At 38.6% G+C, this 15527-nt stretch carries 14 protein-coding genes; 6 read left to right on the top strand and 8 right to left on the bottom strand.

The window, feature by feature from the left end:
* The first annotated feature begins 2 nt into the window (after positions 1-2).
* Positions 3-374: a hypothetical protein gene (locus LZP85_RS02220; protein WP_078990204.1), complete on the top strand. Its 372-nt coding sequence runs from the start codon at positions 3-5 to the stop codon at positions 372-374.
* 43 nt (positions 375-417) lie between these two features.
* Here LZP85_RS02220 and LZP85_RS02215 read toward each other — a convergent pair whose 3' ends face one another.
* The gene (locus tag LZP85_RS02215) at positions 418-1266 is read right to left on the bottom strand and encodes a YitT family protein (protein WP_061785606.1); all 849 of its coding nucleotides are present in this window, start codon (positions 1264-1266) and stop codon (positions 418-420) included.
* A 209-nt stretch (positions 1267-1475) separates the two neighbouring features.
* Here LZP85_RS02215 and LZP85_RS02210 point away from each other — a divergent pair, with 209 nt between their 5' ends.
* Positions 1476-2339, top strand: a complete 864-nt coding sequence (locus LZP85_RS02210; protein ID WP_078990206.1) for a DegV family protein — start codon at positions 1476-1478, stop codon at positions 2337-2339.
* Between the two features lie 55 nt (positions 2340-2394).
* The gene (locus tag LZP85_RS02205) at positions 2395-2526 is read left to right on the top strand and encodes a DUF3941 domain-containing protein (protein ID WP_076513403.1); all 132 of its coding nucleotides are present in this window, start codon (positions 2395-2397) and stop codon (positions 2524-2526) included.
* 48 nt (positions 2527-2574) lie between these two features.
* On the opposite strand, the gene LZP85_RS02200 is transcribed toward LZP85_RS02205, so the two are convergent.
* Positions 2575-3438 (bottom strand): CvfB family protein, encoded by an 864-nt coding sequence (locus LZP85_RS02200; RefSeq protein WP_119543677.1) that lies wholly within the window; start codon positions 3436-3438, stop codon positions 2575-2577.
* A 189-nt stretch (positions 3439-3627) separates the two neighbouring features.
* Between LZP85_RS02200 and LZP85_RS02195 the strand changes: the two genes are divergently transcribed.
* From LZP85_RS02195 to LZP85_RS02185, 3 genes are all read left to right on the top strand, one after another.
* Entirely contained in the window at positions 3628-4119 is a 492-nt protein-coding gene (locus LZP85_RS02195) for a YajQ family cyclic di-GMP-binding protein (RefSeq protein WP_025911874.1), read from the top strand.
* A 138-nt stretch (positions 4120-4257) separates the two neighbouring features.
* The gene (locus tag LZP85_RS02190) at positions 4258-5124 is read left to right on the top strand and encodes an SDR family oxidoreductase (protein WP_119543676.1); all 867 of its coding nucleotides are present in this window, start codon (positions 4258-4260) and stop codon (positions 5122-5124) included.
* Positions 5125-5234: 110 nt separating this feature from the next.
* Entirely contained in the window at positions 5235-6632 is a 1398-nt protein-coding gene (locus LZP85_RS02185; RefSeq protein WP_025911876.1) for a sigma-54 interaction domain-containing protein, read from the top strand.
* A gap of 10 nt (positions 6633-6642) precedes the next feature.
* Here LZP85_RS02185 and LZP85_RS02180 read toward each other — a convergent pair whose 3' ends face one another.
* The 6 genes from LZP85_RS02180 to LZP85_RS02155 form a co-directional block, all read right to left on the bottom strand.
* Positions 6643-8301 (bottom strand): M20/M25/M40 family metallo-hydrolase, encoded by a 1659-nt coding sequence (locus LZP85_RS02180; RefSeq protein ID WP_234561960.1) that lies wholly within the window; start codon positions 8299-8301, stop codon positions 6643-6645.
* A gap of 68 nt (positions 8302-8369) precedes the next feature.
* Positions 8370-9572, bottom strand: a complete 1203-nt coding sequence (locus tag LZP85_RS02175; RefSeq protein ID WP_025911877.1) for an ornithine--oxo-acid transaminase — start codon at positions 9570-9572, stop codon at positions 8370-8372.
* A gap of 37 nt (positions 9573-9609) precedes the next feature.
* The gene (gene pruA, locus LZP85_RS02170; protein WP_226639611.1) at positions 9610-11157 is read right to left on the bottom strand and encodes an L-glutamate gamma-semialdehyde dehydrogenase; all 1548 of its coding nucleotides are present in this window, start codon (positions 11155-11157) and stop codon (positions 9610-9612) included.
* 275 nt (positions 11158-11432) lie between these two features.
* Positions 11433-12452 (bottom strand): LacI family DNA-binding transcriptional regulator, encoded by a 1020-nt coding sequence (locus LZP85_RS02165; protein ID WP_119543673.1) that lies wholly within the window; start codon positions 12450-12452, stop codon positions 11433-11435.
* An 89-nt stretch (positions 12453-12541) separates the two neighbouring features.
* A complete protein-coding gene (locus LZP85_RS02160) occupies positions 12542-13987 on the bottom strand; it encodes an alpha-amylase family glycosyl hydrolase (protein WP_138117366.1) in 1446 nt (481 codons plus the stop codon).
* A gap of 132 nt (positions 13988-14119) precedes the next feature.
* Complete coding sequence (locus LZP85_RS02155) at positions 14120-15517, bottom strand: ammonium transporter (RefSeq protein WP_061786621.1); 1398 nt, start codon at positions 15515-15517, stop codon at positions 14120-14122.
* Between the last annotated feature and the right edge of the window lie 10 nt (positions 15518-15527).

Here is a 15527-nt window from a genome sequence, read left to right as displayed (position 1 = left end):
GTATGAAACAGTCATTTTTTCAACAAGTAAAAGAGACAATCCAAAATGTTGTTTCAAATCGCTCTGAGCATCATAAAGGCGAGAGTCATTCAAATCATGAAAATCATAAAAGCCACAACGGCGAACTTGATATTTCAGGCGAAATGTTAAAAGCCGTGATGTCGGATGCTTCACCTCAAGAACAGGAGCAAATTCAGCATTTCGAAAATTCTTTAAATCAAACATATAATACAAAGCAGGCTGCTTCATCACACACGCCAGCAGGTCAGATGGAAATTGCGGAAGATATGTTATCTCATATTGAAAACAATGCCTCTCCATCTGAACAAGCACAGCTGCATGAGCTTGCTGAAGATTTAGAGAAAAAGAATTAATAAAAGCAAAAGCACGCTATGTATTGTAGCGTGCTTTTGCTTTTTATTCTTCTTTGCGAAATAACCCGAATATGCCTGTCGTTTGTACAATATTCGTAAACGCATGAGGATCGACGTCTTTAATAGTTTTTTCTAAATCAAAAAGCTCATATCTTGTCAAAACAATCATTAGCATTTCTTTTTCTTCATTTGTAAAACCACCTTTTGCAGGAACAGCGGTGATACCTCGTACCAACTTGGAATGAATGGCTTTTCTAAGCTCTTCGCCTTTTTTGGTTACAATCATCGCTGTCACTTTCACGTGGCGCGTATGAATAACATCGATGACTCGAGTCGTTGTATATAAGGCAACGAGCGTATATAACGATTTTTCAGCCCCATATAACAGACCTGCAGCTGCAATAATGACAGCATTTAACGTAAATAAATAGCCACCGATTGGCTTATCTTTCATACGGGACAACACCATAGCAATGATGTCTAATCCTCCTGTTGAAGCACCAAACTTCAGCGTAATTCCTACTCCTACAGCTAAAATGACTCCTCCAAATACCGCGTTTAAAATGATGTCTTGAGATAAAGCTTCAATCGGTACAAACTCTAAAAACACCGTTGTAGCTAAAACGCTATAAAAGCTATAAATCGTAAACGTCTTACCTACCTTTTTCCATCCTAAAATTGTTACGGGAATGTTTAATAAAAGCAGCAAAATACCTGTGGAAATTGTAAACGGCGTATAGTCAGTTACAACGCTTGAAATTAATTGGGCGACTCCTGTAAATCCACTGGAATAAACATTCGCTGGAATTAGAAATAAGTTTAAAGCAACTGCGTTTAATAAAGCACCAACTGTAACAACAATAATTTTTTTGACTTCCAGCCACTTGTTCAATCGTTTCAAACCTCCAAACTTATGTATACATGTAGTATTTGCTCATTCTTTTTTTATAGTATGAACATTTTTATTTCATAAAAAAATTATTCATAAATTGTATTTTTTCCTCAGTACTTATACACTAGTATTATTATTGTATTTATTTTCTTTTCATCAAACCGTAAAAAAATAAACGCTTAGATAAATGTAGTAGGAAGGTGACATTTATGTCAATAAAAATTTTAACAGATAGTGCTAGTGACTTACCTTGTTCTTTTTTCGAAGAAAATAACGTTTCATTGCTTCCTCTTCGCGTTCATTTACGCGACACGGAATATTTAGATTTAGAAACAATTAATCCTGCAGAAGTATACGAAGCCATTCGAGAAGGAGCAATGCCGAAAACATCTCAAGCTGCTCCAGCTACTGTATATGAAACATTTGAAGAGTTGGCTAAATCAGGTGAGCAATGTATTTATATTGCATTTTCTTCTGAACTCTCAGGAACCTACCAAACAGCTGTGATGGTCAAAAACGAACTATTGGAAACATACCCTAACTTCGAGTTAGAAATTATTGATACAAAATGTGCGTCTCTTGGGCAAGGTCTTGTTGTACACTATGCTGTTCAACAGCTGGCAGCTGGTCTCAACTTTAAAGAACTTGTATCTAAAACAAGACAATATGCGTCTAGCATGGAGCATATCTTTACGGTAGACGACCTTGATTTTCTTGCACAAGGCGGACGCGTAAGCAAAGCTTCTGCATTTGTTGGAGGATTGCTAAATATCAAGCCTTTATTACATGTTGAAGATGGTAAACTCGTTCCAATTGAAAAATTAAGAGGGCGCAAGAAAGTGTTAAAGCGTATGATTGATATCATGGACGAACGCGGTGCAAAAAATCTAGCTGATCAAACCATTGCAATTAGCCACGGTGATGATGAAGAAACAGCTATGCAGTTAAAAGCACTGATTGAAGAGCGATTCGGCTGCAAGTCGTTTTTAATTAACATGATTGGAGCTGCCGTTGGTTCTCACGCTGGACCTGGGACGATTGCTCTTTTCTTTTTAAACGAAATTATCGAATAATGCTTGTAGTTAAGGGTAATCTAACGATATGTTCTAAAAAGGAGTGTGTGTTAGAATGCCTCATACAAGTGATAACGATAAAAAGGCAAAAGATAATCAAGCAAAGCAAGAACAAAAGAATCTACATGAACAAAGAAATAGACAAGCAGGAAAACATTCATTTTCTAAAAAAACGGATCATCTATAAAGGCATCACAAAACCGCTTGGAAGCTTCCAAGCGGTTTTGTGATGCCTTTATTTATCTTTTTTGAAGTATGTCCATCCTTCTTCTTGATAAACCTTGTCTTCTTTCATCAGCTTTCCTAATGCGCGCTTAAACGCTGCTTTACTCATATTGAAACGCGTGCGAATATCTTCTGGGTAACTTTTATCCCAAAATGGCATAACGCCTCCGCGGCTTTCCATGTAATCGTATAGAACCTGCGCATCTTCATCCATACTTTCTTGCTTACGAGGTAGTAACGAAACATTCAGTGTACCGTCTTCTTTTACATTCACAACGCGTCCCGTTACAAGCGCACCAATCTTCGGTTCTTCCTTACGTTCTGATTCATGAATAAATCCAACGTAGCCTTCTTCTGTCATAATGAAAGATCCTACTCGTAGCACGCGATAGATACGACCCGTGACTTCACGATTAAACAGGTGACTTGGAGCCGGCTTAGCCATTGCTTTCATAACATCATCTGTTGCCACTTTCCCGTAAATTTTTCCATGCTTTGATATTTTCATCGTACAGTAAAGCTTGTTTCCTACATCAGGCCACAGACTTTCTAAAGCTGGAAGATCCGTTGAACCGATCAGCATATCTTTACTCATACCAATATCCACAAATACACCTAAGTCATCATTTACGTCAACTACTTCGACCCACGCATACGTTCCCTCTTCGACAACTGGCATATGCATAGTAGCAGTTAATCGACTTTGGTTATCTAAATATACAAACACTTCTACTTCTTCTTGCTCTGCTAGCTCTTGCGTTGTTTCATTTTTATGAAGAAGGATTTCTCCATCTTCACTGTCAAGCATATATCCCATCGGCGTTTCACGACTTACAGTCAAATATGCTCTTTGGCCTGGTTCTACTCTACTCATTTTTTATCCATCCTTTATGTGAAGTTCCTTTATTTCTTTTATGATCAAATTGTATTATCATCATTGATTCTACATTATGAAAACAAACGTTCAAAATTGTATTGTATCAATTTCAAGATGCTTGTTCAATATCAGTTGTATCCCCTTTTCGTTTTATTTATAATTAAAGAAAAAAACAAGGAGGATTCTATGGCAAAAGATAGCTCATTTGACGTAGTATCACAGGTTGACTTACAAGAAGTAACAAACGGAATTACAATGGCTTTAAAAGAAATTCGAAACCGCTATGATTTTAAAGGAAGTAAAAGCGACATTTCTGTCGATAAAGAAGAGCTTGTATTAATTTCCGACGATGAGTTTAAGCTAGAGCAGCTAAAAGATGTTATGGTTTCAAAATTAATTAAGCGCGGTGTACCAACAAAGAATATTGAATATGGAAAAGTTGAGAACGCTTCAGGCGGTACGGTCCGCCAGCGCGGTAAACTGATTCAAGGTATCGATAAAGAAAATGCTAAAAAAATTAATAATTTAATCAAAAAAAGCGGTTTAAAAGTAAAGAGCCAAATTCAAGATGATCAGCTTCGCGTAAGCGCTAAAAGCCGGGATGACCTACAGCAAGTAATCGCAGCGATTAAAGAAGCGGATTTATCAATTGACGTGCAGTTTATTAATTACCGCTAAGTTTATTCATTATTGTTAAGGGTAAAGACCAGTAGCTATGCTATTGGTCTTTTTTTCCTTTACGCATACTTATTCTAGCACCACGCATACTATTTACATTCTATATCATCAATTACTTTTAAAGGAGTGTATAAGCAAATGAGTCAACAACAGCAAAAACAAACCTTTCCCCCACAACATCAGCAAAAACAACCTGGCATTGAATCAGAAATGAACCCAAAACCAACTGCGATTGAGCCGGAATACAAAGCTAGTGGAAAACTTTCTGGAAAAGTAGCCATTATTACAGGCGGTGACAGCGGTATTGGACGTTCAGTTGCGTATCATTTCGCAAAGGAAGGCGCCAATATTGTTATTACGTATTTAGATGAGCATGACGACGCAGATGAAACGAAGAAGACCATTGAAGAATATGGTGTATCATGCTTAGCTCTTTCTGGAGACATTGGTGAAGAGCTGTTTTGTGAAAAAGTAGTTCATGAAACCGTTGAGAAATTTGGACAGCTTGATATCTTAGTAAATAACGCTGCTGAGCAGCACCCTCAAAAAGATATTACACAGATTAGTGCTGAGCAGCTGCAGCGAACATTTCAAACAAATATTTTCTCATTTTTTTATTTTACAAAAGCAGCGATGCCTCACTTAAAAAAAGGAAGTTCTATTATCAATACAACATCTGTGACTGCTTACCATGGTCACGATCAGCTTATTGATTATTCATCAACAAAAGGAGCCATTGTATCATTTACGCGCTCGTTGTCAGCATCATTAGCTGCGAAAGGTATTCGAGTAAATGGTGTTGCTCCTGGACCTATTTGGACACCTCTTATCCCTTCAACCTTTGATGAACAACAAGTAGCTTCATTTGGTGCAGATACGCCGATGCAGCGTGCTGGCCAGCCTTCTGAGCTTGGACCTGCTTATGTATTTTTAGCAAGCAACGATTCATCCTATATATCTGGACAAGTTATCCATATAAACGGTGGAACCATTGTAAATGGATAATACGTTACTGAAGCTGTAGATTTCCCTACAGCTTCTTCTTTTTTGCATATAAAAGACATATCTGCTTAAATAATAAATGATAAGATGCTGCTTTAAAGGGGATTGAGGAAATGACAAAGTCTAACTATTCTACACCGCTGGTTCAGTCCATCTTTGAAAAAATCATTAATGAAGTTGATGCTGGTATTCATGCAATTGATGAACATGGTACAACCATTATTTATAATGAACAAATGATGAAAATGGAATCAATGGAAAAACATGATGTGCTTCATAAGAACTTGCTTGATGTCTTCATGTTCCAAGATAATCAAGAAAGTACGCTTGTCAAAGCTCTACGTGAGGGTAAAACAACCATTAATGTCAAGCAAACGTACTTTAACAATAAAGGAAAGGAAATTACTACAATCAATAATACCTTTCCAATTATTGATGATGGAAAAATTAAAGGGGCGGTTGAAATTGCGAAAGATGTAACTCAACTTGAAAAGCTCATCCGCGAAAACAACCGACACCGAGAGTCAAAAATGGTGACGTTTGAGCAGATCATCGGTAGCAGTACCGCTATTCAAGATGTAGTGAATATCGCTAAACGAGCCACGCGCACTCCTTCATCCGTTTTGATTGTAGGTGACACAGGCACCGGGAAAGAGTTATTTGCTCAAAGCATACATAATGGAAGCAGTCGATCAGCTAAACCGTTTATTTCACAAAACTGCGCAGCAATTCCAGATACCTTAATGGAAAGTCTTCTTTTCGGCACAGTGCGTGGTGCTTTTACGGGCTCAGCAGACCAGCCTGGACTTTTTGAACAAGCTAATGGAGGAACACTGCTGTTAGATGAAATAAATTCGCTTCCTACAAATCTTCAAGCAAAGCTGCTTCGTGTTTTGCAGGAAAAAACGATTCGTCGCATTGGTGACACGAAAGAAAGAACGATAGATGTTCGCATTATCGCTAATATGAACGAAGATCCCATTGACGCTATTAACGAAAACCGATTGCGAAAAGACTTATACTATCGCTTAGGGGTCGTTACGCTACAGATTCCTCCTCTAAGAGAGCGTAAAGAAGATATCCCAGAGCTTGTTCAAACATTTATTCAAAAATACAACGATCGCTTTCAAATGGAGGTAATGGGAATTGATGAACGAGTCATGTCGTCTTTTTCACAATACGAGTGGCCAGGTAACGTTAGAGAGTTAGAACATGTCATTGAAGGCGCGATGAACCTCATGATTGGTGAGGAGGAAATTCATTATCATCACTTGCCATTTCAATATCAAAACCGCTTCCTTCCCCCTGTTAATACCAAAGTGATAAGCCAGGTACGGAATGAAGATCAAGCCTATGTCCCCTTGAAAAAACAGCTTTTACAGTTTGAAGCTCACTGTATTAAAGAGGCGCTAGAACACCATGAAGATAACATTTCACAGACAGCTAAGGCACTAGGAATGAGTAGACAGAGCTTACAATATCGGATGCGCCGTTTGAATATAACGAAATAAGGCTTTTGCCTTATTTCGTCTTCAATAGCTCCGTTGTCACATGCTGGATGAACTGAGGTAAAATCTTAAATGAATAAGGCTTATAGACTCTTTCCGTCCATTTATGACCATCTTTTCCGTATACGCCAAGGTTGATAGATGGAATGTCTAAATCCTTAATTTCTTGAAATGGGATGGTTTGATCAAACTCCCAACCTGGAAAATTCCTCGTGAAAGACTGTATTTCTTCTTGCGTTTCTGAAAATGATAAAAAACTTCCATCAGATAAATAAGGAAAAAACTTTCGCACTTCGAATTTCTCATTCGTTTCAGAAGTGAACTTTTCCACACAAGCATGTATCACGTTCACAAGTTCATGCCCTTTCTCAGTGCTTACGTCTACGTGATTATGCGGTAAATAAGGTGGTGCATAAAACAAAATCACTCGAGGCTTATGAGAAGCATCCAAAGCTTGAAGTGCTTCTACTAGTTTAAAAGCTTTCATTCGAGCTTCTAACGACTCATATTTAATTAGCGTTTGCTTGATATGAGAGCGCGGATCAATGCCTTGTATTTGTAAGTCTAGAAGGTACTGGTGTAACGTAACGACTTCTACCTCAAATGACAGGGTGCGATTAGGCAATTGTGCTCTTCTACAAAAATCTTCATACGCATGAGCAAGCCTATGTTCAACCTCTTTACATGCTTGACGTGCAACTTTCAACAATTCATTCGTTACTTCATTGCTTTTCTTTTCATACATAAAATAATTAAAGTACAAATGCGTATATACAGCCGTCTGCACATTATATGCGTCTTTTCCATCTCTCTGGTACAAACAAGTCGGTGGTAAAATCATTTCACCTTCAAGCTCTTCTGCTAAGCTCATATTATTATGAATACTTCGCGTCAGCTCAGAGGCAATCACATTTGGATCAATTCCTAGCAGCGTATCGCCTACGTGCACCGTACGACCATGAATGTAAAAGCATGGCAATACCTTTCCAGCTGTACCCGTATAGAGATAGCGTGTTTGATCTCCTTCATACAAAGGCGCAATGAAGTCATTGTTAATGGCCGTTACGTAGTCTAGCTGATACTCTGCTTTCACTCGTTTCAACTCTTTAACAGCAGCTAAGATTCCTCGGTGCTCACTTTCTTCATCCCCATTAATGACCAATAATACATTTCCTTCGAGCTCCTTAATTCTTTCCGTAAAGTAAAGAGTGTTAACAAGATGAACTGCAATACCACTTTTCATATCAAGGGCCCCACGACCAAATAGCCAGTCACCGGATGCTGCATCAGCTTGAACTTCTGCATCCTTTTGCTGAATCATAAAATATGTCTTTAATTCATCAGCATCGTATGCAATGTGCTTAAGGTGTCCATAATCATCTATCCCCACCGTATCTAAATGTGCATGGTACACAATGGTTTTTGCCGATTGCTTTTTACCTTTCACAAATGCAAAGATATTTTTTCGATCCACGGGATCTTGAGGAACGCTTTGTACCCATAGGTGATGGGGGTTTTCAATAAAATAAGGAAATGTTTGAAGTAACTCTTTTACAAATTCAGCAAGCTTCTCCTCTCCTTCTGTTCCGTTGACGCTTTCGATTTTCACCAATGTTTTTGTGAGCAGCTCCACTTTTTGTTCCAATGACAAATGAACAAGTTGTTCATACATATTATCAACATCTCCTTCTATCGTAAAAAAGCTCAGTCGCACGATGTAACACCGTACGACTGGGCTTTTTAGATATGAAATACTTTTTGAATTCGCTCAATTGCCCAATCAAGCTCTTCTTTCGAAATCGTGAGCGGTGGAGCAAATCGAATAACTGTGTGATGCGTTTCTTTACATAAAAGTCCTTCTGCTTTTAACTTTTCACAATATGGTCGAGCTGCTTCGTATAGCTCTACACCAATAAATAGACCACGACCTCGAACTTCTTTAATAATCGGGTTTCCAATTTTGCTGAGCTCTTCTTTGAAGTAATTACCTAATTCCAATGAGCGCTTTGCTAACTCTTCTTCTTCAATCACTTCTAGCGATGCTAGGGAAACAGCACAAGCAAGTGGGTTTCCTCCAAACGTAGAACCATGCGACCCTGGATTAAATACACCTAGAATATCATCGTTTGCAACAACGCATGAAATTGGGAATACGCCTCCCCCTAATGCTTTTCCTAAAATCAGCATATCAGGCTCAAAACCTTCCCACTCGTAAGCAAATAACTTTCCAGTACGAGCCAGCCCCACTTGAATTTCATCTGCAATGAAGAGTACATTATTTTCTTTACAAAGTTCAAAAGCAGCTTTTAAGAATCCTTCTGGCGGAAGTACTATCCCTGCTTCACCTTGGATGGGTTCAATAAGAAATGCTGCTGTATTTGGTGTAATGGCAGTTTTCAAAGCTTCTAAATCACCATATGAAATTATCTTAATTCCAGGTAGCATTGGACCGAATCCTCGCTTATATTCCGCTTCTGATGATAACGAAACAGCTGTCATTGTACGGCCGTGGAAATTTCCTTCACAAGCGATAATTTGCGCTTGATCTTCCGCAACGCCTTTTATATCATACGCCCAGCGACGAGCAGCTTTAACTGCTGTTTCAACCGCTTCAGCTCCCGTATTCATCGGCAATGCCATATTTTTATTTGTCATTTTGCAAATTTTTTCATACCATGGACCTAACTGATCATTGTGAAAAGCGCGTGACGTTAACGTAACTTTATCTGCTTGGCACTTTAGTGCCTCAATAATCTTAGGATGACGATGACCTTGGTTCACTGCTGAATACGCGCTTAGCATATCCATATATTTATTGTTTTCTGGGTCATGCACCCACACTCCTTCTGCTTTTTCAATAACAATTGGTAGTGGATGATAATTGTTTGCTCCGAACCTTTCCGTTTGTTGAATAATTGTGTCTGTTTGTTTTACCTGTACCATTTAAGTCATCCTCCTTCGTTTTATTTTACGTATATTATTAGAACATTTCAGATGTTGTTTTTGCTTGCATATGAAGCAGTAAATAATCAGGACCACCAGCTTTTGAATCAGTACCCGACATATTGAATCCACCAAATGGTTGGTAACCAACAATCGCTCCCGTGCACCCTCTATTAAAATATAAGTTTCCGACATGAAATTCTTCACGCGCACGCTCAATATTAGCGCGTGTATTTGATAGGACTGCGCCTGTTAATCCATAATCCGTGTTGTTCGCAATTTCTAACATATGATCAAAATCTCTTGCTTTACAAACCGCTACAACAGGCCCGAAGATTTCTTCCTTCATCAAGCGAGCATCTTGATGTATATTCCCAAACACAGTTGGCTGGACGAAGAAACCGTTAGATGAATCCCCTTCCCCTCCTACTAATAAATCTCCTTCTGTTCTACCAATCTCAATATATTTCATAATTTTATCAAACGACGCTTGGTGAATAACCGGTCCCATGTACGTATCTACGCTTTCTGGATTCCCTACTTTTAATGTTTTTGTTAAGGAGACAACCTTTTCGACGACCTCATCATATACGTCTTCATGAATAACTGCTCTTGATCCTGCTGAACACTTTTGACCAGAAAAGCCAAAAGCAGAGTAAACGATGGATGAAGCAGCTAACTCTAAATCAGCATCGCGGTCAACCAACACAGTATCCTTGCCACCCATTTCTGCAATCACACGCTTTAGCCAAATTTGGCCTGACTGTACTTTTGCTGCGCGTTCATAAATACGACATCCTACTTCTCGAGAACCTGTAAACGAAACAAATCTTGTTTTTGGATGCTCAACTAAATAATCTCCAATAATAGATCCTTTACCAGGAATAAAGTTAAGGACACCTTTCGGTAAACCTGCTTCTTCCATGAGCTCTACAAACTTGGCTGCAACAACGGGCGTTGCATCAGCTGGTTTTAATAAAATGGTGTTGCCAGTTACAATGGCCGCAATTGCTGTTCCAGCCATAATTGCAAGCGGGAAGTTAAAAGGTGAAATGATGACCCCTACCCCTAACGGAACATAGTTATATTGATTATATTCGCCTGGACGACTATTAACTGGCTGCCCTTTTGTAAGCTCTAGCATTTGCCTTCCATAATATTCAATAAAGTCAATTGCTTCTGCTGTGTCTGCATCCGCTTCGTTCCAAGGCTTCCCAGCTTCTTTGACTAGATAGGCAGAAAACTCATGCTTTCGGCGTCTTAGCATTGCTGCTGCACGGAACAAAATATTTGCTCGGTCTTCAGATTTCCATTTTTTCCAATCTACAAAAGCTTCTAACGCAGCATTCATTGCTTTTTCAGCTAGCTCTTGATTTGCTAATGACACGTAGCCAATTACTTCTTTCTTATTTGAAGGGTTAATAGACGTTGTTTTTTCATCCGTTTCAATACGCTCACCGTTAATAATGAGAGGGTATGTTTTTCCTAATTGTGTATTCACGTATGATAAAGCCTCTTGAAATAGCTCTTGATTCTTTTCATCTTTAAAATTAGTAAATGGTTCATGTTGATATGTACGCACCATGTAAATACCTCCTAAAGTTGACTTTTCTACTCACTAATCTTTATTGCAAGATTGATGCCAACATGCGTATCTCCGTTTTTTTCTTATTTTTCAAGAAATTCAGCTCCGACCAATAGCAAAAAATATTTGCACGCAAAAGAAATATCTATCAATAAGCAAAATTATTTTGCGTAACCTTATGCACCCTCACTCCCACAAGGTTTTTGGTATTTAAACAAACGTTTGATTAATAAAAAAACGACCGTATATACACATATACAGTCGTTTTCTACTCATTACCGCTTTTTACACGATTGCCTTGTCACAATTGAATGTGGAATGCGAATACTTTCAATTGGTTGAGAAGAAGCTTCGATTTTTTTCGTCAAGCTACGTACAGCCTGATATCCTAATTCAAAAATATTAATATCAATTGATGTGAGTGCAGGTCTTGCCATTTCAGCAATTAATACATTATTAAAACTAATAATCGACATATCTTCCGGAACTGAAATTCCAATTTCATCAAGAGTATTGAGTACACCTAAAGCCATTAAATCATCTGCTACAACGAGAGCAGTTGGTCGTTCCTCTAAGCTTAATAGCTCACAAACAGCTTCTTTTCCACCTTCTTGTAGAAATTCTTCATGAATGACATACTCACTACGGTAAGGAATCCCAGCTCCTTGTATTGCTTTATCGTAACCTGTTAAACGATCAATCGTTACAACAAGGTCTAAACTACCTCCAATAAACGCAATTCGGTTATGCCCCAGTTCAATTAGGTATTCTGTTGCTTCTTTCCCGGCTTTGAAATTATCGTTGTCTACATATGTGATATACTCACTATCTTTGAACGGTTTTCCCACTACGACAAATGGAATGTTTTGTTCTTTTAAATATGCTAATACCGGATCATCAATTTTAGAATATAAGAGAATCAGCCCGTCTACTCTTCTCCCTTGTACCATTTGCATTACTTCTCTTAAAATTTCTGATTCTGCTTCACCGGTTGACATATATATAGCTCGCTTTTTTTCATGAGCACCTGTACTGATTCCACGCAGTACTTCTGGGAAAAATGGATTTTGAAAAACGTTCCCAGCAGAACTTGGCATAACTATACCAATTGCTTCTGTTGTTTTATTAGCTAAGTTACGAGCAATAATATTAGGGTGGTATCCTAATTCTTCCATCGCTGCGCGTACTCGTTGTTTTGTTTTCTCACTAATTCTTGAACTATTTGCAATTACGCGTGAGACTGTAGAAGGAGCTACCTTTGCTAAATTTGCTACATCTTTTATTGTTACGCTCACCGCATGTCCCCTCCTATATGATCATCTCTCCATTACTTGATAGCGCTGACATTTTATAGTCAAATAGTATCATCAAACGATCGAAAATCCTATTGTTTTTCAGCATTGATTAACTTACCTTTTTTTCTTTTTTTAGAAGCAGCAATCAAAAAAATCAAAAAGCCTCCATAAACAAAAACCATCATACTAATATACCATATATTAACTCCTTTATCTTCAGCTATTCGATATATATTCGAAGAATCTGAATCTAACTGAATATGATATTGTCCACCTTGGGACCGAATGATGCCACCTTCTATAAGGCCTCTCAACTCTTGATCTTCACCTATTTCTTTTTCTTCTATTTGAGCAACTTGCACGCGAGAATCATTATTTATAACAAACAACGTTTTTTCACCCTTACTTTTATGAAGGTACACGCCCATTCCTTTATCATCTGAAAGCTGAGTGACATCTCCTTGGCGAACGGACAAAAGCTCAGCTCTCACGCCTGCCAACTTTGTGAGATACTCAATAATTTCAGGGTTCGATTGAAAGTTCATGAGCCGATGTGCATCGCTTCCTTTTCCACCATCTAGCGCAATTTCCGTACCATAATAAACAATCGGCACAGAAGAAGACAAATACAAATACGCTAATGCTTGTTTGGTTCGTACCACCGGGTGTTCCTTAGCATCTAGTACGGTTCGTGTAAAACGCTCAGTACGAGGATTGTCTAAGAACGTACCGCTCGCTTCGTTTGAATGATAACTTAGCTGAGGAAGTGCACCACCTTTACTTAATTGTTGTGTCTGTGCATTAGACTGCTTTTGGTTGACAAATAAATCCCATGAGAGAGATTCTATATCGGAATCTTTCGTACCTTCACCAATTAAATAAAAGCCTGCTTTCTTATTATGAAATTGCTGGGATAGCCGATTTACAAACGCCGCTGGAAAATCATCGACACCCGCAAAGTAATAGCCATCTAAGTTTGTTTGTTCAATCCACCATTCTCCAACTTCTTCTATGTACTTCTGCACATCCGGTTGCTTGACTTGTAGCTCTACACGTTCTCCTTGCTCGGTAAACCACTGCTCCTTACTCAAATCTTCTAGCATAGGATGCTTCTTGCTGACCGTTACAGGCAGCTCCATGACCACTTTCATGTCTTCTTTATGAGCTTGTTTGATAAATTCCTTCAATTGTGGAAAGGTTCCAAAGCGTTCATCCATTTGATAATGATCGATAACGTTATAACCATGATATCCACGTTCATCATTCTTGAAAATTGGCGTGATAATAATGGTTGTAAACCCCATATCTTTTATATACGGAATTCGATTTTCCAATCCTTTTATGTCTCCACCGTAAAAGCTAAAAGGATTATTATAGTCTATTTTTACATCATTGCTCTCGTCTCCATTTTGAAAACGATTTACCATTACATAGTACATAATCTCATCTTTAATTGATTCTCTTGCATCGGCTTGTACCGGAATAAAGCTAACAAACAGCAAACCTAACAGTAAGCTAATAACTTTTCTCCCCAATCCTCATCTCCCCTGTCATAGAGCCTTTCCTCTAGAGTATCGCTTTTGACAATTAAACTCAACGCTTTCTTATCCCCTCTTAATTAACACAATAAAAAAAGCTAGGTGATAACCACCTAGCTTAACATCTTTCTAAACCGATTCTTTCACACCGCTATTTACTTTACTAGAGCTTTTTCCGACGCTGTTCAAGCGATCAATTAGCCCTAATCCAAATTCCGGATTGATATCTGCACTTCCTTTAGATAATAAGTTTTCACGGAATTCGTAAGCTGATGAGCCATGCTCTGCGAAATCTAAACCAGCAATTTCTTCTTCGCTTGATACACGAATGGATGTAATTCTCGTTAAGACGAATAAGAAAATTCCAACTGTCCCCATTGTCCAAGCCATAACTGCTAGAATACCAATCGCTTGAACTCCAAGTAATTGAGCGCCTCCACCATAAAATAATCCATTTGCTGTATCGAATAACCCAACTGCTAATGTTCCCCAAATTCCACATACGCCATGAACTGTAATCGCTCCAACGGGATCATCCAACTTCATTTTACTATCAATAATATTAACAGCTTCAACAAGGATTACACCAGAGATTAAACCGATCACGATTGCACCTGGAATAGATACATTTGCTGTTCCTGCTGTAATACCAACTAACCCAGCCAAAGCACCGTTTAACGTTAAGCTTGCATCAATGCGCTTGTAACGTAATTTCGTATAAAGTGCTGAAGATAATACTCCACAAGATGCTGACATTAACGTTGTGGCAATAATTGAAGGCACTAATGATGGATCAGCAGCCAGTGTACTTCCACCATTAAATCCAAACCAGCCAAACCATAAAATGAATACGCCTAACGCTCCAAGAGGGATGTTATGTCCTTGAATTGCATTTACAGAACCATCTTTACCGTATTTACCAAGACGCGCTCCTAAAAATGAAACTGCAACAACCGCTCCTAATGCACCTGTTAAGTGAACAACCGTGGAACCTGCAAAGTCCACAAATCCTAGTTCCGATAACCAGCCACCACCCCAGATCCAGTGGCCTACAACTGGATAAATAACGGCTACCATCGCAATCGTTAACAACATGTAGCTTGATAGCTTCATACGCTCTGCAACAGCACCTGAGATAATTGTTGCACATGTAGCAGCAAATACAATTTGGAATACAAAGAAACTCATTTGATCGCTTTGACCATTTAAGAAAAAGCCACTTGTTCCAATAAAGCCGCCGCTTGAATCTCCAAACATTAAAGCGAAACCAATAACAAAATATAAGACCGACGAAATTGCCACTGTTAGCATATTTTTCATCAAGATGTTTAATGCGTTTTTAGAACGTGTAAAACCTGTCTCTACCATGGCAAAGCCGGCATGCATCAAGAATACTAACACCGCTCCAAACATGACCCACATCATATCAACCGAAGCGCTGACCGATTCTACCGTTGGATCTGCCGCGTAAGCTGTTGTTGATGTCAACAAACCTAACATTAACAAGGTACCTATTTTCTTCTTCATACAATGATCA

The sequence above is a fragment of the Priestia flexa genome (genome assembly GCF_021441905.1).
In the GTDB taxonomy this organism is placed as follows: Bacteria; Bacillota; Bacilli; order Bacillales; family Bacillaceae_H; genus Priestia; species Priestia flexa.
Note: the sequence above shows the minus strand (reverse complement) of the source record. Positions and strands in the feature narration are given on the sequence as shown.